Source organism: Salipiger abyssi (genome assembly GCF_001975705.1).
Classification (GTDB): Bacteria; Pseudomonadota; Alphaproteobacteria; order Rhodobacterales; family Rhodobacteraceae; genus Salipiger; species Salipiger abyssi.
In genome coordinates, this window is the sequence record NZ_CP015093.1 from 613,297 (window position 1) to 631,928 (window position 18,632).

The 18,632-nt window shown below is 67.7% G+C and carries 16 protein-coding genes and 1 pseudogene; 9 read left to right on the forward strand and 8 right to left on the reverse strand.

Features of this window, described 5'->3' with window-relative positions; genetic code table 11:
• Positions 1–29: 29 nt before the first annotated feature.
• Positions 30–494 (reverse strand): Lrp/AsnC family transcriptional regulator, encoded by a 465-nt coding sequence (locus Ga0080574_RS06540; RefSeq protein ID WP_076696272.1) that lies wholly within the window; start codon positions 492–494, stop codon positions 30–32.
• On the reverse strand, positions 491–946 hold the full coding sequence (locus tag Ga0080574_RS06545) for an Lrp/AsnC family transcriptional regulator (RefSeq protein ID WP_076696274.1): 456 nt from the start codon (positions 944–946) through the stop codon (positions 491–493). The genes Ga0080574_RS06540 and Ga0080574_RS06545 overlap by 4 nt, the downstream gene beginning before the upstream one ends.
• Before the next feature lie 133 nt (positions 947–1,079).
• Between Ga0080574_RS06545 and ilvC the strand changes: the two genes are divergently transcribed.
• The gene (ilvC, locus tag Ga0080574_RS06550; protein ID WP_076696276.1) at positions 1,080–2,102 is read left to right on the forward strand and encodes a ketol-acid reductoisomerase; all 1,023 of its coding nucleotides are present in this window, start codon (positions 1,080–1,082) and stop codon (positions 2,100–2,102) included.
• Between the two features lie 75 nt (positions 2,103–2,177).
• On the opposite strand, the gene Ga0080574_RS06555 is transcribed toward ilvC, so the two are convergent.
• The 4 genes from Ga0080574_RS06555 to Ga0080574_RS06570 form a co-directional block, all read right to left on the reverse strand.
• Complete coding sequence (locus Ga0080574_RS06555; protein WP_237219330.1) at positions 2,178–2,393, reverse strand: hypothetical protein; 216 nt, start codon at positions 2,391–2,393, stop codon at positions 2,178–2,180.
• Between the two features lie 124 nt (positions 2,394–2,517).
• Complete coding sequence (locus Ga0080574_RS06560; RefSeq protein ID WP_076696280.1) at positions 2,518–3,243, reverse strand: LrgB family protein; 726 nt, start codon at positions 3,241–3,243, stop codon at positions 2,518–2,520.
• The gene (locus Ga0080574_RS06565) at positions 3,236–3,583 is read right to left on the reverse strand and encodes a CidA/LrgA family protein (RefSeq protein ID WP_076696282.1); all 348 of its coding nucleotides are present in this window, start codon (positions 3,581–3,583) and stop codon (positions 3,236–3,238) included. The genes Ga0080574_RS06560 and Ga0080574_RS06565 overlap by 8 nt, the downstream gene beginning before the upstream one ends.
• Before the next feature lie 81 nt (positions 3,584–3,664).
• On the reverse strand, positions 3,665–5,434 hold the full coding sequence (locus tag Ga0080574_RS06570; protein WP_076696284.1) for a serine protease: 1,770 nt from the start codon (positions 5,432–5,434) through the stop codon (positions 3,665–3,667).
• Between the two features lie 156 nt (positions 5,435–5,590).
• Between Ga0080574_RS06570 and Ga0080574_RS06575 the strand changes: the two genes are divergently transcribed.
• The 8 genes and pseudogenes from Ga0080574_RS06575 to glmM all read left to right on the forward strand — a co-directional run bounded on the left by Ga0080574_RS06575 (position 5,591) and on the right by glmM (position 16,490).
• On the forward strand, positions 5,591–6,520 hold the full coding sequence (locus tag Ga0080574_RS06575) for a glycine--tRNA ligase subunit alpha (protein ID WP_076696286.1): 930 nt from the start codon (positions 5,591–5,593) through the stop codon (positions 6,518–6,520).
• A 32-nt stretch (positions 6,521–6,552) separates the two neighbouring features.
• Positions 6,553–7,044, forward strand: a pseudogene (locus tag Ga0080574_RS26440) (DUF6446 family protein); the annotation flags it as partial.
• A 153-nt stretch (positions 7,045–7,197) separates the two neighbouring features.
• The gene (glyS, locus tag Ga0080574_RS06580; protein ID WP_076705744.1) at positions 7,198–9,441 is read left to right on the forward strand and encodes a glycine--tRNA ligase subunit beta; all 2,244 of its coding nucleotides are present in this window, start codon (positions 7,198–7,200) and stop codon (positions 9,439–9,441) included.
• Positions 9,442–9,624: 183 nt separating this feature from the next.
• The gene (locus Ga0080574_RS06585) at positions 9,625–12,180 is read left to right on the forward strand and encodes a putative PEP-binding protein (protein WP_076696288.1); all 2,556 of its coding nucleotides are present in this window, start codon (positions 9,625–9,627) and stop codon (positions 12,178–12,180) included.
• Positions 12,181–12,344: 164 nt separating this feature from the next.
• The gene (locus tag Ga0080574_RS06590) at positions 12,345–12,980 is read left to right on the forward strand and encodes a cell wall hydrolase (RefSeq protein WP_156876315.1); all 636 of its coding nucleotides are present in this window, start codon (positions 12,345–12,347) and stop codon (positions 12,978–12,980) included.
• Positions 12,981–13,174: 194 nt separating this feature from the next.
• Positions 13,175–14,098 carry a dihydroneopterin aldolase gene (locus Ga0080574_RS06595; RefSeq protein WP_076696290.1) on the forward strand — a complete coding sequence of 308 codons (924 nt, stop codon included), beginning with the start codon at positions 13,175–13,177 and terminating at the stop codon, positions 14,096–14,098.
• A gap of 48 nt (positions 14,099–14,146) precedes the next feature.
• On the forward strand, positions 14,147–15,157 hold the full coding sequence (gene folP, locus Ga0080574_RS06600) for a dihydropteroate synthase (protein ID WP_076696293.1): 1,011 nt from the start codon (positions 14,147–14,149) through the stop codon (positions 15,155–15,157).
• Complete coding sequence (gene glmM, locus Ga0080574_RS06605) at positions 15,147–16,490, forward strand: phosphoglucosamine mutase (protein WP_076696295.1); 1,344 nt, start codon at positions 15,147–15,149, stop codon at positions 16,488–16,490. The genes folP and glmM overlap by 11 nt, the downstream gene beginning before the upstream one ends.
• Before the next feature lie 108 nt (positions 16,491–16,598).
• On the opposite strand, the gene Ga0080574_RS06610 is transcribed toward glmM, so the two are convergent.
• The gene (locus tag Ga0080574_RS06610) at positions 16,599–17,201 is read right to left on the reverse strand and encodes a DUF2937 family protein (RefSeq protein WP_076696297.1); all 603 of its coding nucleotides are present in this window, start codon (positions 17,199–17,201) and stop codon (positions 16,599–16,601) included.
• A gap of 65 nt (positions 17,202–17,266) precedes the next feature.
• Positions 17,267–18,610, reverse strand: coding sequence for a proline--tRNA ligase (gene proS / locus Ga0080574_RS06615; protein WP_076696299.1), 1,344 nt, complete (start codon positions 18,608–18,610; stop codon positions 17,267–17,269).
• Positions 18,611–18,632: the final 22 nt, after the last annotated feature.

Sequence of the window (18,632 nt, forward strand, 5' to 3'; positions counted from 1 at the left end):
AAAGCCTCCGATGGTCGCGCCCGCTCCGATCAGAGCGGCCCCGGACGACGCTCCTCGCTCAGCATGACATTGGCCTCGACATTGCCGACCCCGGGCAGCGTCATGATCCGCCGCCGCAGCACCCGCTCGAAATCCGGCAGGTCGCGCGCCGCCACCCGCAGCCGGTAATCGAAGGCGCCCAGCACATGCTCGACGATCTGCACCTCGGGGATGGCGCTCACCGCGCGCTCGAAATCCTCCAGGCTGACCCGCCCCTTGGTGGCCAGCTTGATGCCGAGGAACACCGTGACGCCGAAACCAAGCCGTGCGAGATCCAGATCCAGCCGCGCGCCCCGGAACAGCCCCGCCGCGCGCAGCCGCTGGATGCGCCGCCAGCAGGCCGGCTGCGACAGGCCGAAACGCCGCCCCAGCGCGCCCGCGCTGGCCTGCGCGTCCTCCGCCAGCGCCCGGATCAGCGCGCGGTCGGTGGCATCCAGGGTCAGCTCGGCGCTCACAGCGGCACCGTCTCGTCGGATTTCACCAGCGCCACATGCATCAGCGCCTCCACATCGGCGATATGCGGCAGGGTGAGCAGCTTTTCCCGATAGAGGCTCTGGTAATGCCCCAGATCGCGGGCGATCACCGCCAGCCGCACGTCGATGGAGCCCAGAAAGGTCTGGATCTCGATCACTTCCGGCACCCCGCGCGCCCCCGCGATGAACTCGTCGAAGGCGCGCGGCGCGGTCTTGTCGAGCGTCACCCGCAGGCTGACCTCCACATCGTATCCCAGCGCCGGCCAGTGGATCACCCCCCGCACGCCGCGCAGCACGCCGCCCTCGCGCATCGCCGCCAGCCGCCGCGCCAGCGTCGAGGGCGTCACGCCTGCGCGCTCGGCCAGTTCCACCGAGGGCGCCCCCGGCTCCGCCTGATACTGGCGCAGGATGCGCCGATCCGTGTCGTCCAGCATGAATTCTCCGGTAATCCGCCATTCAACGAATGATCTTTCATCTTTCCGACAAATACTCAAGAAAAACGCAACCACTCTCGCCCCGCCGGGCCTAGGCTGCGCAGCATAACAACACCAAGGAAGGACGAGAAAGATGCGCGTCTATTACGATCGCGATTGCGACATCAACCTCATCAAGGACATGAAAGTGGCGATCCTGGGCTACGGCTCGCAGGGTCACGCCCACGCGCTGAACCTGCGCGACAGCGGTGCCAAGAATGTCGTCGTCGCCCTGCGCGAAGGCTCGGCCTCGGCCAAGAAAGCCGAAGGCGAAGGCCTTCAGGTCATGGGCATCGCCGAAGCCGCCGCCTGGTGCGACCTGATCATGTTCACCATGCCCGACGAACTTCAGGCCGAGACCTACAAGAAATACGTGCATGACAACCTGAAGGAAGGCGCCGCGATTGCCTTCGCCCACGGTCTGAACGTGCATTTCGGCCTGATCGAGCCGAAGCCCGGCGTCGACGTCATCATGATGGCGCCCAAGGGCCCCGGCCACACCGTGCGCGGCGAATATGTCAAGGGCGGCGGCGTGCCCTGCCTTGTGGCCGTCGACAATGACGCCACCGGCAAGGCGCTGGAAATCGGCCTCTCCTATTGCTCCGCCATCGGCGGCGGCCGTTCGGGCATCATCGAGACCAACTTCCGCGAGGAATGCGAAACCGACCTCTTCGGCGAGCAGGTCGTGCTCTGCGGCGGTCTGGTCGAGCTCATCCGCATGGGCTTCGAGACCCTGGTGGAGGCCGGCTACGCCCCCGAGATGGCCTATTTCGAGTGCCTGCACGAGGTGAAGCTGATCGTGGACCTGATCTACGAGGGCGGCATCGCCAACATGAACTACTCGATCTCGAACACCGCCGAATACGGCGAGTATGTCTCGGGCCCGCGCATCCTCCCCTACGAGGAGACCAAGGCGCGCATGAAGGCGGTTCTCTCGGACATCCAGCGCGGCAAGTTCGTGCGCGATTTCATGCAGGAAAACGCCGTGGGTCAGCCGTTCTTCAAGGGCACCCGCCGGATCAACGACGAGCACCAGATCGAGCAGGTCGGCGCGAAGCTGCGCGAGATGATGCCGTGGATCTCGGCCGGCAAAATGGTCGACAAAGCCAAGAACTGATCGGTCACCTCCCGATCCGTCAGACCGAAGCCCGCGCCGCCATGGCGCGGGCTTTTTCGTACCCCGCGCCGGGCCTCAGAGCGCCTCGCCCTGCCCCAGCCGGATGGCGGCATCGACCTGCGGCGCGCCGGTGCACCATTTTTCACCCTTCGCCAGCCAGACCGCGTCGCGCACCTCCGCACGCACGGTGATCCGGTCGGGGGTCCTATCGACGATCTCCTGCGGCAGGACCGACAGGAAGAGAAACAGCGCTTGCGGGGTGAGGCACATATGGGCGCATCCTTTCATCATCCGCTCCTCCCGCCCGACAGTCTGCCCCGGCGCGCCAACGCGGCGCAGAGGTTTCCGCTGCATCGCAGCAAAACCCCGCCCGCCCGCGCAAAAGCGCTGAAAACACGGGCATCCGACGCGGATTTCAGAACAGCAGCCCCCAGAGGATCGGCAGCAGCAGCGCGGTGGCCAGCGCGTTCAGCCCCATGGCGAGCCCGGCAAAGGCGCCCGCCGTCTCGTTCACCTGAAGCGCCCGCGCCGTGCCGATGCCGTGGCTTGCAGTACCGATCGCCAGCCCGCGCGCGCTCCAGTCCCGCACGCCGGCGATGTTCAGCACCATAGGTCCGATCATCGCGCCCAGAATGCCGGTCACGATCACCAGCACGGCGGTGAGCGAGGGCACGCCGCCCAGCTCTTCGGCAATCGCCATGGCCACCGGCGCGGTGACCGATTTCGGCGCCAGCGAGGCCAGCACCTCGGCGCTGCCGCCGGCCAGCCAGGCCACGCCCAGCGCCGTCAGGATCGCGGTGAGCGAGCCGCAGAGCAGGCTCACGGTGATCGCCAGCGCCGAGCGCCGCACCAGCCGCCACTGGCGGTAAAGCGGCACGGCCAGCGACACCGTCGCGGGCCCCAGCAGGAAATGCACGAATTGCGCGCCCTCGAAATAGGTGGCGTAATCGGTGCCGGTCACCACCAGCACCGCCACCACAAGGACCACCGCCCCCAGCACCGGGTTCAGCAACGGGTTGTGCCCGCCCTTCTCAAAGAGCCAGGAGGCCGCCTGAAAGGCCAGCAGCGTCAGGGTCAGGTGAAAGAGCGGCGAGGCGCTGAGATAGACCCAGGTTTCCTGGAGATTGCCGAGATCATCCATCGGCCTTGCCCCGGCTCAGCCACGCCATGAACAGCCCGGTCACCGCGATGGTCGCCACCGTGCTCACCAGCAGCCCCAGCCCCAGCGGCAGCGCCGCCTCGCCCAGCAGGCGGAAATGCAGCATCACGCCCGTCCCCGCCGGCACGAAAAGCAGCGACATCGCCTTTTGCAGCCCGCCCGCCGCCTGCCCCAGCCCCTCGGGCACCGCGCCGCGCAGCATCAGGATGACAAAGAGCAGCACCATGCCCAGCACCGGGCCGGGCACCGGCAGCGCCAGCGCGCCGGCCACCAGCTCGCCCACGAGCTGACAGACGAAAATCAGTGTAAGATGGCCGAGCATCGGCGCCTCCCTAATGACGAAGCATCAGGGCCGGGCATCCCCGCCCCTTGCCAGCGATCCGGGCGAGAGCCGCCTTGGGGCCTATTCCCAGCAGCTCACCTTAACGGTCATGTCCGAGGCGGTCGCGGTCAGATCCTCCGGCGCCATGGCGCCTTCGCCGCGCGTCTCGCGACTCTCGACACTTGCGCGCGTCAGGAAGGCCTGAAGCGCCTCCGCATCGGCGGCAAAGGCCACGTCGCCCGGCAGGGTCTGGTCGCTCTCCGGTTTCGGCAGCAGCATGCCCAGCACCGCGCCGCCGGCATCCAGCACCGGGCCGCCCGCATCGCCGGGCTGCGCCGCCAGCGCCAGCCGTTCGAGCTCTGCCTCGCCGGCCAGCCCCTTGACGTCTTCCAGCGAGCCGAAGGTCAGCGTCGGTGCGCTCAGCACGCCGCCGAACGGGTAGCCCGCCACAGCGATCTCGGATTTCAGCCGCGGCGTATCGCCCCGGAAGGCCGCCACGGCGCGCGGCGCCAGCGGCGTCTCGGGGCGCAGCACCGCCACGCCCAGAGCCGCGTCGCTGGCCGTGACCGAGGCCTCGTAGACATCTTCCAGCGTGATCCGCCCGCAGGAGGCCACCGCATCGGCGGCAGTCACCACCGCACCGCCCGCATCGACGAAGAAGCCCGAGACCGTCGCCTTGGGCTGGCGAATCTGTAGCCCGGAGACCAGGTCCACCGCCTGACCCTCGTCGCTGACCTCCGCCGGATCCAGCACCGCGCCGGTGGTGCTGAACGATGTCTGCATCAGCCCCAGCACGCGCTCCCGGCGCTCTTCGTCACCGGCGGGCCAGATCAGCGTCCAGCCCTTGATCTGGCCGTCGCGCAGTGTCGCCTCGGTATGGCTGACGATGTCGTCATTGGCGCCGGTCAGGGTGAAACCGTCGCGGCGGCGCTCGCGCGGGCCCTCCAGCGGCACGATCTCCAGCGTCTGCATGATCTCGTAAAGCCCGCTCAGCGTCTGCCGATCACCCGGCTGGCTGATGAGCAGCACCCGCGCGGCAAGCGCGCCGCTGGGCTCATAGACCGCAAAGGGCGCCTCGTAATGATCGAATTCGACCGCGCCGGTCGGCATCTGGATGGAGATGCCGGCGCGGGTATCGCTGACCGGCGCCATGTCCAGCCCCTCCAGCACCGCGTTATACTGCCCCAGCAGCGCCGCGCGCTGGCGCGTGGTCAGCACGCCGGTGGTCTCGTAACCGTTGGAGCTCTGCCAGCCGGCCATGGCCGCGCGGGTGCCGCGCCCGAACGCGCCGTCGATGGCGGCGTTATAATGGCCGGACCATTGCAGCGCCACCTGAAGCATCTCGCGCTCGCCCCTGCTCAGCGCCGCCTCGCTGGCGCGCGCCTCGCGCGGGGTTTCCTCGATGATCACGGGCTCTGCGGGCGCCTCGGTCACGGTGGCGGTCTCGGGCGCGTCGGGCAGCGCCTCCTCCACCGGCTGATCGGGCACCGGCACCGCCATCTGCGCGCCGAGCGACGCGCCGACCGGCCAGAACTGATCGCGATATTCGCTGGTGGCGGAAAGGTAGGAATCGCGCGGGATAAGCCCGTTGCTGCGCAGCTGGCGCATCATCGGGCCGGCCTCGTCCGCCGCATAGGGACCGAGCGCGATGCCGTACCAGCCGCCGCCGAGTGAAAAGCCGTTCACATCCTCAAGCGACATCGCATAGCCGCGCAGCGCATTCTCGGCCTGGGTAAGGCTGGGCTGCGCCTCGATCTGGATATAGACCAGCTCTTCGCCCGTGCCCTGTGCAGCGGCCCCGCCCGCGATCAGCAAAGCCGTCGCGCTCACCATCATAAAGGATTTGAACATACCTGTGCTTGCCCCTCAGGCCCAATATTCTTCTTTGTCTGCCGATCTGTTTAGCAGACCGCACCGCGCCGTCACCTCAAAATATGGTCAGGCACGAATTGACCCCTGCGCCCGTGGCGCATAAGCAAGCGGCATCATGCAGACAGGGCAGATGCGATGACCGAGACCAGCACCAAACCGCGGAGTTTCCAGGAGATCATCCTGCGGCTTCAGGCCTATTGGGCGTCCAAGGGCTGTGCCGTCCTGCAACCCTACGACATGGAGGTCGGCGCCGGCACGTTCCACCCGGCGACCACCCTGCGCGCGCTGGGATCGAAGCCCTGGGCGGCGGCCTATGTGCAGCCCTCGCGCCGCCCCACCGACGGGCGCTATGGCGAGAACCCGAACCGGCTCCAGCACTATTACCAGTTCCAGGTGCTGATCAAACCCTCGCCGCCGGATCTGCAAGAGCTCTATCTCGGCTCGCTGCGCGCCATCGGCATCGACATGGCCATGCACGACGTGCGCTTTGTCGAGGACGACTGGGAAAGCCCGACGCTGGGCGCCTGGGGGCTCGGCTGGGAAGTCTGGTGCGACGGCATGGAGGTCTCGCAGTTCACCTATTTCCAGCAGGTCGGCGGGCATGATTGCGCACCGGTCTCGGGCGAGCTGACCTATGGGCTCGAACGGCTGGCAATGTATGTGCTGGGCATCGACCACGTCATGGACATGCCGTTCAACGACCCGCAAACGCCGATCGCGCTCAGCTATGGCGACATCTTCCGCCAGACCGAGGAAGAATATTCCCGCTGGAATTTCGACATCGCCGATACCGAGGTGCTGCTGCGCCATTTCGAGGATGCCGAGGCGGAATGCCAGCGCATCCTGGAGGCCGAGGCCGAGGATCCCAAGACCGGCAAGCGCATCGTCATGGCGCATCCGGCCTATGACCAGTGCATCAAGGCCAGCCACCTGTTCAACCTGCTCGATGCGCGCGGGGTGATCTCGGTCACCGAGCGGCAATCCTATATCGGCCGGGTGCGGGCGCTGGCGAAACGCTGCGCCGATGCCTTCGTGATGACCGAGGCCGGGGGCTACGCCGCCTGAGCGCGGCGCCCGGAAACCCGAGGAGACACAGCATGAGCGGCAAGATCCTTGCCATCTTCATCGTCGTGAGCGCCCTGCTCTTCGGCGCCGGCGTCTACTACTTCCAGGTCTTCTACTACTACACCAAGGTCGCCGACGATGCCGGCGAGGTGTTCCTGACGCCGCTGGACGGCGGCGCGCCCGAACACATTCCCTATTCGGAGTTCGAGGGCATCGACGCCACCAGCTCGCCGATCCGCTTCCGCGCCTGTTTCTCCACGCCCGAGACGCCGGCCTCGCTCGATACGCGCTACGAGCGCTACGAGGGCGCCGAGCCGCGCAACGCGCCGTTCTGGTTCGGCTGCTTCGACGCAGAGGAAATCGGCCTGCTGATCGAGACCGGCGAGGCGCATGTCTATACCGCCGAGCGCAATGTCGAATATGGCATCGACCGGGTGATCGCCGTCACCACAGACGGGCGCGGCTATATCTGGGAAGAGATCAACGACTGCGGCGACAAGGCCTATGACGGCACGCCGCTGGGCGAGGACTGCCCCCGCGCGAGTAGCCCCCGCGCGCCCCGCAACCCCTTTCATCTTTCTGCAAATACTCCCGGCCCGCCCTCTGCACCCGCGCCAGGTCTGGACGCCGCGCCGCTTGCCCGTTATCCCCCATGCGAACCCAGCTTTGGTGAGACCATGCCCGACCTTCTGATCGAACTCTTTTCCGAGGAAATCCCTGCCCGCATGCAGACGCGTGCCGCGGGGGATCTGAAGAAGCTCGTCACCGACGGTCTGGTGGAAAGCGGTCTGACCTATGCCGGCGCCGCCGGTTTCTCGACGCCGCGGCGGCTGACGCTGACCGTACAGGGGCTGCTCGCCGCCTCGCCCGCCACGCGCGAGGAACGGCGCGGGCCGCGGGTCGATGCGCCGGAAAAGGCCATCGAGGGCTTCCTGCGCGGCGCGGGTGTTTCCCGCGAGCAATGTGAAGAGCGCGAGGACAAGAAGGGCACCGTGCTCTACGCCATCATCGAAAAGCCGGGCCGTCCGGCGGCAGAGATCGTGGCCGAGGTGCTGGAAACCACCATCCGCAACTTCCCCTGGCCGAAATCCATGCGCTGGGGCGCGGGCAGCCTGCGCTGGGTGCGTCCGCTGCACCGCATCACCTGCCTGCTCACCGACGAGGCCGGCGCCGAAATCGTGCCGCTGGAGATCGACGGCATCGTTGCGGGCAAGACCACCGAGGGCCACCGCTTCATGGGCGACGGGCCCTTCGAGGTGTCGTCTTTCGAGGATTACGAGGCAAGGCTGAAACGCTCCAAGGTCGTCCTCTCGGCTGAGGAACGCGCCGAAACCATCTGGCATGACGCGACAAACCGCGCTTTCGCCAGCGGGCTGGAGGTGGTCGAGGATCGCGGATTGCTGGCCGAGGTCGCGGGGCTCGTGGAATGGCCGGTGGTGCTGATGGGCGAGATCGGCGCGGAATTCCTGTCGCTGCCGCCCGAGGTGCTGCAAACCTCGATGAAAGAGCATCAGAAGTTCTTTTCGGTCAAGAATCCAGCCACGAAGCGCATCGAACGCTTCGTAACGGTTGCAAATGTGGAAACGCCGGATCACGGCGCCACCATCCTCGCGGGCAATAACAAGGTGCTGTCCGCGCGTCTGTCGGATGCCAAGTTCTTCTGGGAGAACGATCTGCGCGTCGCCAAACAGCAGGGGCTGGAAGCCTGGACCGAGAAGCTCGGCAATGTCACCTTCCACCACAAGCTGGGCTCGCAGCGCGCCCGGATCGAGCGCATCGCGGCGCTGGCGCGCGAGATCGCGCCCGCCGTCGGCGCCGACCCGGCGCTGGCCGAACAGGCCGCGCGCGTCGCCAAGGCCGATCTCAGCACGGAAATGGTCTATGAATTCCCCGAACTTCAGGGGCTTATGGGCCGTTATTATGCCGAAGCCGCGGGCCTGCCCGCCGAGGTCGCCAATGCCTGCGAAGAGCATTATTCGCCGCTCGGGCCCTCCGACGAGGTGCCCTCGGAGCCGGTCTCCATCGCCGTGGCGCTGGCCGACAAGCTCGACACGCTCACCGGGTTCTGGGCCATCGACGAGAAACCCACCGGCTCGAAAGACCCCTACGCGCTGCGCCGCGCGGCGCTCGGGGTGATCCGGCTGGTGCTGGCCAACGAGCTGCGCCTGCCGCTCGACCGCTACGCCGACGCCCAGATCCTGCGCCACAAGCGCCACCTGAACGGCGAGGCCAGCGAGGCCGATCTCGCCGCACTCGACGCGCTGGTCGACGAGATCGCCGATCACGGCGTCTTCGGCTCCGCCTTCCACGCCCTGCTCGACAAGCTGAGCGGCAAGGATCCGGCGGCGGAGGGCTCGCTGTTCCGCACCGTCGCGGGGCTGGTGCCGGATCTGTCGACCGATCTGCTGGCCTTCTTCCACGACCGGCTCAAGGTGCATCTGCGCGAAGAGGGGCTGCGTCACGACGTGATCGACGCCTGTCTCGCCATGCCCGGCGCCGACGATATCCGCCTGCTGGTCGCCCGCGCCGAGGCGCTTTCGGCCTTCCTGGGCACCGATGACGGCGAGAATCTCGTGCAGGGCTTCAAGCGCGCCAACAATATCCTCACCCAGGCCGAAGAGAAGGACGGGGTGGAATACAGCTTTGGTGCCGAGGCGAAATTCGCCGAAAGCGATGAAGAGAAAGCACTTTTCGACGCGCTCGACGCCGCCGATGGCAAGATCGTCCCGGCGATGAAGGACGAGAATTTCGCCACCGCCATGGGCGCCATGGCCGGGCTGCGCGGTCCGATCGACGCGTTTTTCGACGCGGTACAGGTCAATGCCGAAAACCCGGTGGTGCGCCGGAACCGGCTCAACCTGTTGTCGCGTATCCGCACCATCTGCCTTCAGGTCGCCGATCTGACGAAGCTGGAAGGCTGAGGCCGGTTGCGAAAAGACATTTCAGATCAACCGCCTGCCGCCTATTTCTGACACCGGCAGGCGCGCCGGGAGGATATTGGACGCCAGACCCGGCAGGAATTAACCTCTCCTTCGCAAGGAAAGGTGATATTGCCAGACGCCTTTTACGGGTTATGCTGCGCTGCGGAAAGAAAGGGAGTCCCCGTGCGCGACACGCTTCGACAGGACCAGGACCCTTATGTCACCCTGATCACCCCCAAGGCGCCGGTCTCGACGCCGACCCATGGGGGGCGGGCGAAGTGTCTTCAGCGGCTCATCCGGCTTGAGCTGCCGGTGCCGCGCACCGTCGCGCTGAGCTTTGAGACCGTGCACAGGATCGCCGCCGGCGAGCTGCCCGATATCGACCGCATCCTTGCGCAGTTTCCGGCGGGCGCCCTGCTCTGCGTGCGCCCCTCCTCGGAGGATCCCGACTGGGGCGGCCCCGGCTCGATCCTCAATATCGGCATGAACGACGCCACCTTCGTGGATCTGTCCGACAGCATCGGGCACGCTGCGGCCTCCTCGCTCTACAAGCGCTTTGTCATGGCCTATGCAATCCATGTGGCGCGGCTCGACCCGGATGTCTTCGAAGAGATCGAGGGCGTCGGTCAGGAGGGGCTGAGCGAGGCGCTGCGCTGCTACGAGGAAGAGGCCGAGGAGCCGTTCCCTCAGGATCCGGCGGTGCAGCTTGCCGAGGTGCTGCGGTCGATGGCGCGCGCCTGGGAAGGCACCACCGCGCGGCTGCTGCGCCAGGCCAAGGGCGCGCCGGTCGATGCCGGGCTGGGGCTGATCGTACAGGAGATGGCGCTGGGGCTCGGCTCGGGCGAGCGCGGCTCGGGTGTGTTGCAGCTGGTCAATTCCGAAACCGGGCTGCCGCAGGTCACCGGGCGCTATCTCAGCCAGAGCCAGGGCCGCGAGGCGCTCGAAGGGGGCCCTGCCGCGCTCTATCTCGAACGCGACCCGCGCGGCCCTTCGCTGGAAGAACTGGAGCCCGCGGCGTTCGAGGCGCTGAAGGAATACGCCGCCTTCATGCGCAAGAAACTGCGTGCAGAGATGCAGATCGAATTCACCATCGAGAACGGCCGCGTGCATATTCTCGACGGGATGCGCGTCAAACGCAGCCCGCGCGCGGCGTTGCGCATCGCGGTCCATCTGGCCGAGGACGGCATCATATCTCGGCAGGAAGCGGTGATGCGGGTCGAACCGCGCGGCCTTTCGGAACTGCTGCACCGTCAGGTCGACCCCGAGGCGGCGCGCGATGTGATCGGGCGCGGCGTGGCCGCCTCGCCGGGGGCCGCGACTGGCAAGATCGTCTTCTCCTCGTCCGAGGCGCAGGCCAGCGCCGCGCGCGGCGAGAACTGCATCCTCGTGCGGCGCGAGACCTCGCCCGAGGATGTGCGCGGCATGCATGCGGCGGTGGCGGTTCTGACCGAACGCGGCGGCATGACCAGCCACGCGGCGGTGATCGGACGCGGGTTCGGCCTGCCCTGCGTGGTGGGCGCGGCGCGCATGGGGTTCCGCCTGCACGACAAAATCCTGATCACCGAGGACGGGCGCCGCCTGCGCGAAGGCGAGATGATCACGGTAGACGGCTCGTCTGGCCAGGTGCTCGCCGGCGCGCCGCGGATGATCGAGGCGGCGCTGGACGACGCCTTTCACGTCTTCATGTCCTGGGCAGATGCCGAGCGCGATATCGGCATCCGCGCCAATGCCGACACCCCCGCCGACGCCACCACCGCGCGCAATTTCGCCGCGCAGGGCATCGGGCTCTGCCGCACCGAGCACATGTTCTTCGAGGCGGACCGCATCACACCGATGCGCGAGATGATCTTTGCCGACAGCCCCGAAGACCGGAAAGCCGCGCTTGCGCGGCTGCTGCCGATGCAGCGCGCCGATTTCATCGAGCTCTTCCGCATCATGGAGGGGATGCCGGTCTGCATCCGCCTCTTCGACCCGCCTCTGCACGAGTTCCTGCCCTCCGATCGCGCCGGGCTGCGCGATCTCGCCGAGGCGCTGGACCTGCCGGTCTCCGACGTGACCCGGCGGGTGGAAAGCATGGGCGAATACAACCCGATGCTGGGCATGCGCGGCGTGCGGCTGGGCATCGCGGTGCCCGAGATCTACGACATGCAGGCCCGCGCCATCTTCGAGGCGACGCTGGAGGCCTCTCAGGAGGGCGCGGCGGTGGTGCCCGAGATCATGCTGCCGCTGGTCTCGGCGATGCGCGAGGTGGAGCTGGTGCGCACAAGGATCGACGCGGTGGCCGCCGCCGTGCGCAACGAGCGCGGGCGCGAATTCGACTATTCGCTGGGCGTCATGGTCGAGACCCCGCGCGCCTGCCTGCGCGCCGATGAGATCGCCCAGCACGCGCATTTCCTCAGCTTCGGCACCAACGACCTGACCCAGATGACCTACGGGCTCTCGCGCGACGATGCCGGGCGGTTCATGTCGCATTACGTGCAGCAGGGCGTCTTTGCCGAGGATCCGTTCCACCGGCTCGATCCCGAGGGCGTGGGCGAGCTGATCCGCATGGGGGTGGAGCGCGGGCGGCGCGGCAATGGCGGCGTGATGCTGTCGATCTGTGGCGAGCATGGCGGCGACCCCGATTCGATTGCCTTCTGCCGCAGCGCCGGAATCGACTATGTGAGCTGCTCGCCCTTCCGGGTGCCGGTGGCGCGGCTCGCAGCGGCGCAGCTCGCCATTCGGGACAAAATCGGGTAGGTCCAGCCCCGCGCGCCCGCAAGATATGCCTGGTTGACGATATGTTTGGGCCGGAATCCGCCGGTAAATTTGCCCTGCGCTGGACCGAAAGACACAATTTTATTAAGACGCCCGGGTTTTGAGCGGTTTTGGGACGACCGCCACCTGGGACGTTAGAGGGATAGATGATCAAAGCGTTTGTATTTGCGCTGGCCGCGCTCGCCGTGGCCGTGCCGGCTTTTGCTGAAGTGAAACAGGACAATATCCGCCGTCTGGTGAAACTGGAAAAGCGCGGTCTGCAATCCACCACAAAAACCCATCTCGACGGGCTGATCACCCCGGTCTCGACCGGAGCGGCCCGCGGCTTTGCCTATGATGCCGGCTGGCTCGCCCGTCAGCCTGCTGCGAATGGCGGCACGCAATGGCAATGCCTGGCCGAGGCGCTCTATTTCGAGGCGCGCGGCGAAACCGTCCGGGGCCAGTTCGCGGTCGCCGAGGTGATCCTGAACCGGGTCGACAGCCCGCGTTTTCCCAATTCGGTCTGCGGTGTGATCAATCAGGGAACCGGCCGCAAATACGCCTGCCAGTTCACCTATACCTGCGACGGCCATCCGGAACACATCAACGAGCCCGCCGCCTGGGAGCGGGTCGCCAAGATCGCCAAGGTGATGCTCTCGGGCGCGCCCCGGGCGCTGACCAACGGCGCCACATATTACCACACCCATGCGGTGCGCCCCTCCTGGTCGCGCAAGTTCACCCGCACCGCCGCGATCGGCGATCACCTGTTCTACCGCGCGGGCTATCGCCTGAGCAGCAACTGACGCCGCGCCCGCGCCCGGAGATGCCGTTTCCGGCCCTCGCGCCCCGGCGTCACCTGCGATAAGGTCGCGCAAGCGCGGCGCGGTCGCGGGCGCAAGAGTTTTCGAAAACTCTTGCAAATCTCTTCGAAGAGATTTGTCCCGCCCCAGCCGACCGCCGCCCGAACAACCGCAGATCCCAGCCGGAAGACCCCGCCATGGCCAGTGAAATCCGTCTCGCCTTCGCCCACCCGTCGGAGCGTGCCATCTCCACCGAGGGCGAGGCCCCGCGCGATCGCATCTCCCTGCGCGAGCATGTACGCGAGGTCGAGATCGGCGCCTTCCAGGCCGAGCGCGGCCACACCCAGCGCGTGCGCTTCGACGTGGTGGTCGAGGTCGCGCCGTCGACCGGGCCCGCGCCCGACGACGATGTCGACCGCATCCTCAGCTACGACCGGGTGACCGAGGCCATCGCCACCGAGCTCGCCGCCGAGCGCGTCAACCTGCTGGAGACCCTCGCCGAACGCATCGCCGAGCGCATCCTGCTGGAACCGCAGGCCATGCGCACCTTCGTGCGGATCGAAAAGCTCGACCGCGGCCCTGGCGCGCTCGGGGTCGAGATCGTGCGCACCCGGCGCGATTTCGGCGAGCATCTGCACGAGGTCGCCCAGACCCGGCCGCATCCGCGCGTGGCCTACCTGTCGAACGCCGCCATAGCCTCCGACGCACTGGCCGGCTGGATCGACGGTTTCGCCGCCGAAGGCGCCCCGCTCATCCTTTGCGTCGGCCTTCCCGATGTGCCCCGCCCGCAGGCCGCGCACCCGCTGGCGCAGCGCCGCATCGACCTGCTCTCCATCGAACAAAACGGCTGGGTGCTGGCCGCGCGCGATCCGCGCTGCAAGGTCGTGGCCACACGCACCGAGCTCGACTGGGCGATGAAGAATGGCCAGATCTGCATCTGGGCGCCCTCCAAGATCGTGCTCGACGCGGCTCAGGGCCCGGCCAGCCAGCCGCGCGACTCCGTGGCGCTGGCGGGCTGGTTCGCCGGACTCGTCGAGGCCTGCGAGCTGGTCGCCATCGGCGAAACCCCGCCCGCCGACTCACCCGTCCCCACCCGGGCTGTAACAGTCGGAAACAGCTGAGCGCCGCGCCGCTGGACAAAGCCCGCGCGCTGTCGCAAGACACGAGCCATGCGTGACTACTACCGCCCCCTCGTCCGCTCGGACGATCCCCGCCCGGACGACGCCCTGCCGCTCGCCGGCGGCCCCCGCTGGTTCTCTCATGTCATCCGCCACCGGCGCGACGGCAGCCTCGCGCGGCTCGCCGCCGCCGCGTTGCCCGACGATGTGCGCACCCGGCTGAGCGCCCCGCGCCCGTCGCTGCTGGGTCTGCCGATGGACCGCCCGCAGATCATGGGCATCCTCAATGTGACGCCCGACAGTTTCTCCGACGGCGGCTCCGACCGCTCCGCCGCCGAGGCCGCGCTGCGCGGGCGCCGGATGATGAGCGAGGGCGCCGACCTGCTGGATATCGGTGGCGAAAGCACCCGGCCCGGCGCGCAGGAGGTGGCCGTGGGCGAGGAGATCGGGCGCACCGAGCCGGTGATCCGCGCCCTGGCCGGCGTGCCGATCTCCATCGACACGCGCAAGACCCGGGTGGCGCGCGCCGGCATCCGCGCGGGCGCGGCGCTGGTCAACGATGTCTCGGGGCTGACCTTCGACCCGGAGCTCGCCGGTTTCTGTGTCGACCATGGCATCCCGGTCTGCATCATGCATTCGCTGGGCGGCCCGGAGACCATGCAGGACGACCCGCGCTATGACGACGTGCTGCTGGATGTCTACGATTTCCTGGAGGCGCAGATCGCCATGATCGAGGCGCTGGGGCTCAGCCGCGACAAGATCGTGGTCGATCCGGGCATCGGCTTCGGCAAGACCCAGGCGCACAATCTGGCTCTGCTGAACGGGCTGGCACTGTTCCACGGGCTGGGGTGTCCGATCCTGCTCGGCGCCTCGCGCAAGGGCTTCATCGGGCGGCTCGGCGAGGCCCCCGATCCGAAAGACCGCGCGCCCGGCTCCATCGCCGTGGCGCTGGCGGGAATATCCCAGGGCGCGCAGATCGTCCGGGTTCACGATGTGGCCGCGACACGCCAGGCGCTGGCGCTCTGGCAGGCGGTCGAGCAGGGAGGCCGGGATGACGCGTAAGCTTTTCGGAACCGACGGGGTGCGCGGCACCGCAAACGCCTTTCCGATGACCGCCGAGATGGCGCTGATGATCGGCGCCGCCGCCGGGCGCTATTTCCGCCGCGAGCAGGGCGGCGTGCACCGGGTGGTGATCGGCAAGGATACGCGGCTCTCGGGCTATATGTTCGAAAACGCGCTGACGGCGGGGCTCACGTCCACCGGCATGAACGTGCTGCTGCTCGGGCCGGTGCCGACCCCTGCGGTGGGGCTGCTGACGCCCTCGATGCGCGCCGATCTCGGCATCATGATCTCGGCCAGCCACAACCCGGCGCATGACAATGGCATCAAGTTCTTCGGCCCCGACGGGTTCAAGCTGTCGGACGAGGCCGAGGCCGAGATCGAGGCGCTGGTCGAGACCGGCGTCCGCCCCGCGCAATCGGGCAATATCGGCCGCGCCAGACGCATCGACGACGGCCGCTTCCGCTATCAGGAACGGGTGAAATCCACCCTGCCCCACGGCATGCGGCTCGACGGCATGAAGGTGGTGGTGGATTGCGCCAACGGCGCCGCCTATCGCACCGCACCGGAGGTGCTCTGGGAGCTGGGCGCCGATGTCGTGCCCGTGGGCACCTCGCCCAACGGCCTGAACATCAACGAGAATTGCGGGTCGACCAAGCCGCAGGCTGCGGCAGAGGCGGTGGTGGCCCATGGTGCCGATATCGGCATCTGTCTCGACGGCGATGCCGACCGGATCATCCTCATCGACGAGACCGGCACGGTGGCCGATGGCGATCAGATCATGGCGCTGATGGCCGCCCGCTGGGCCGAGGAAGACCGGCTCGCCGGCGGCACGCTGGTGGCGACGGTGATGTCCAATCTCGGGCTCGAACGCTTCCTTCAGGGGCGCGGCCTGTCGCTGGCGCGCACCAAGGTGGGCGACCGCTATGTGGTGGAGGCGATGCGCGCGCGGGGCTGGAATCTGGGCGGCGAGCAGTCGGGCCATATCGTGATGACCGATTACGCCACCACCGGCGACGGGCTGATGGCCGGGCTGCAATTCCTCGCCGAGATGGTGCGTACCGGCCAGCCGGCCTCGGCGCTGGCGCGCAGCTTCGACCCGGTGCCGCAGCTCTTGAAGAATGTGCGCTTCGCCGCCGGGCAGACGCCGCTGGAGACGGCCGCCGTGCAGGGCGCGATTGCCGAGGCGGAAGCCGCGCTGAACGGCAGCGGGCGGCTGCTGATCCGCAAATCCGGCACCGAGCCGCTGATCCGCGTGATGGCGGAATGCGAGGACGAGGCGCTGCTGGAACGGGTGGTCGACAGCATCGTCGCCGAGGTGCAGGCCGCCGTCTGAAATCGCCTCTCCCCTGCCCGGCGCCGGCGCGGCTGGCAGGGGGCGGATGCCTCCGGCGGGGATATTTTTGGCCAATGGATGCCCTGGAGGGCGCCGGGTCGGACGGCGTTATCTGCCGCCGCGCACGGGATCGCGGCTGGCCCGCAGGACGGGACCGGAGGGCGTAACAGGCCGGGCACGATGCAGCGGCGGCTCGGAGCGCGGAGCGGATCCGGCGCGAGGACCGCGGCGGCGGAACGGCAGGTACAGCAGCGCGAGCAGCGCCGCGGCGGCGAGCCAGCCGCCGGCAAATCCCATGCCCGCGAAAACCAGCCCTTCGGGGGTCGCGGGCAGCGCCGGGCGAAAGGCCTGCCAGGTGCGCTCGGCGATCTCGGGATCCGAGAAATGCGCCGCGCCGGTCAGCCGCTCGAAGGCGCCGCGCCCGTCGAGGGCCGCGAGATCCGCCGCGAGCCGGTCGTGGCGCGCAATGGTACGGGTCATGCTGTCGGCGCGGGCCGCGCCGAAGGCGCCGCCGGTGGCGAGCTGTTCCAGGGCGGCGTCGCGGGCAAAGCCCAGCCGCCCGGCATCCGCGTCGAACTCCGCGATCTGGCGCGACAGTTCATCCACCGCCCCGCCTAGCCGCTGGACATATTGCTGTGTGAATTCCGGAACCTGCGAAAGCCCCACCGCGCCGGTCACCCCTGCGGCAAGAGCCAGTGCCCTTGTGATCATCTCTGCCTCCTGCGGCCCTCTTGCGGGGCCGACAGGGCACAGTTTAGCGCGAATCGCAGGCCCTGTCAGGCCTTGGCGACACCGTAGATGGCGGCGATCTTTGCCACGGCGGCCTCGGGCGCCAGCTCTTCGCTTTCGCCGGTGCGGCGCGAGGTCAGCTCGACCACGCCGTTCTTGAGCCCGCGCGGGCCCACGGTGATCCGCCAGGGCAGACCGATCAGGTCCATGCTGGCGAATTTCGCCCCCGCCCGCTCGGTGGTGTCGTCGTAAAGCGGCTCCAGCCCCAGCGCGGTGAGCGAGGCATAGAGCGCCTCGCAGGCGGCATCGGCCTCGGCATCGCCCTGCTTGAGATTGACGATGCCGGCATGGAAGGGCGTCACGCCCTCGGGCCAGATGATGCCCTTGTCATCATGGCTGGCCTCGATGATCGCGCCCAGCAGGCGCGACACGCCGATACCGTGGCTGCCCATATGCACCGGCACCTGGTTGCCTTCGGCATCGGAGACGGTGGCGCCCATGGCATCGGAATATTTCGTGCCGAAATAGAAGATCTGCCCGACCTCGATGCCGCGCGCCACACGGCGGCGCTCTTCGGGGATCTGGTTGAACAGCGCCTCGTCATGGGTCTCGTCGGTGCGGGCATAGCGCGAGGTGAACTCCTCGAGCACCGCCTGGCACTGCTCGCGCGATTCGAAGTCGATCTGGCGGTCGCCGAATTTCAGGTCGGTGATCTGCGAATCGTAGCACACTTCGGACTCGCCGGTCTCGGCCAGCACCAGGAATTCATGGGTGTTGTCGCCGCCGATGGGGCCGGAATCGGCGCGCATCGGAATCGCCTGAAGCCCCATGCGCTCATAGGTGCGCAGATAGCTCACCAGATGGCGGTTATAGGCGTGCAGCGCGTCCTCTTTGGTGAGGTCGAAATTGTAGCCGTCCTTCATGTAGAATTCGCGGCCCCGCATCACGCCGAAACGCGGGCGGATCTCGTCGCGGAACTTCCACTGGATCTGGTAGAGCGTCAGCGGCAGATCCTTGTAGGAGGACACGTTGGCGCGGAAAATGTCGGTGATCAGCTCTTCGGCGGTGGGCGTGAACAGCATGTCGCGGTCGTGCCGGTCCTTCATCCGCAGCATCTCGGCGCCATAGGCATCGTAGCGGCCCGACTCGCGCCACAGATCCGCCGACTGGATGATCGGCATCTGCATCGCGATATGGCCGGCGCGCGCCTGCTCTTCGTGGATGATGTTCTCGATCTTGCGCAGCACCTTGAAGCCCAGCGGCAGCCAGGAATAGATCCCGGCGCTGGCCTGCTTGATCATGCCCGCGCGCAGCATGTAGCGGTGCGAGACGATCTGCGCCTCGGCGGGCGTCTCCTTGAGGACGGGCAGGAAATAGCGGCTGAGGCGCATCGAGAGCTCCCGGAAAAATAAG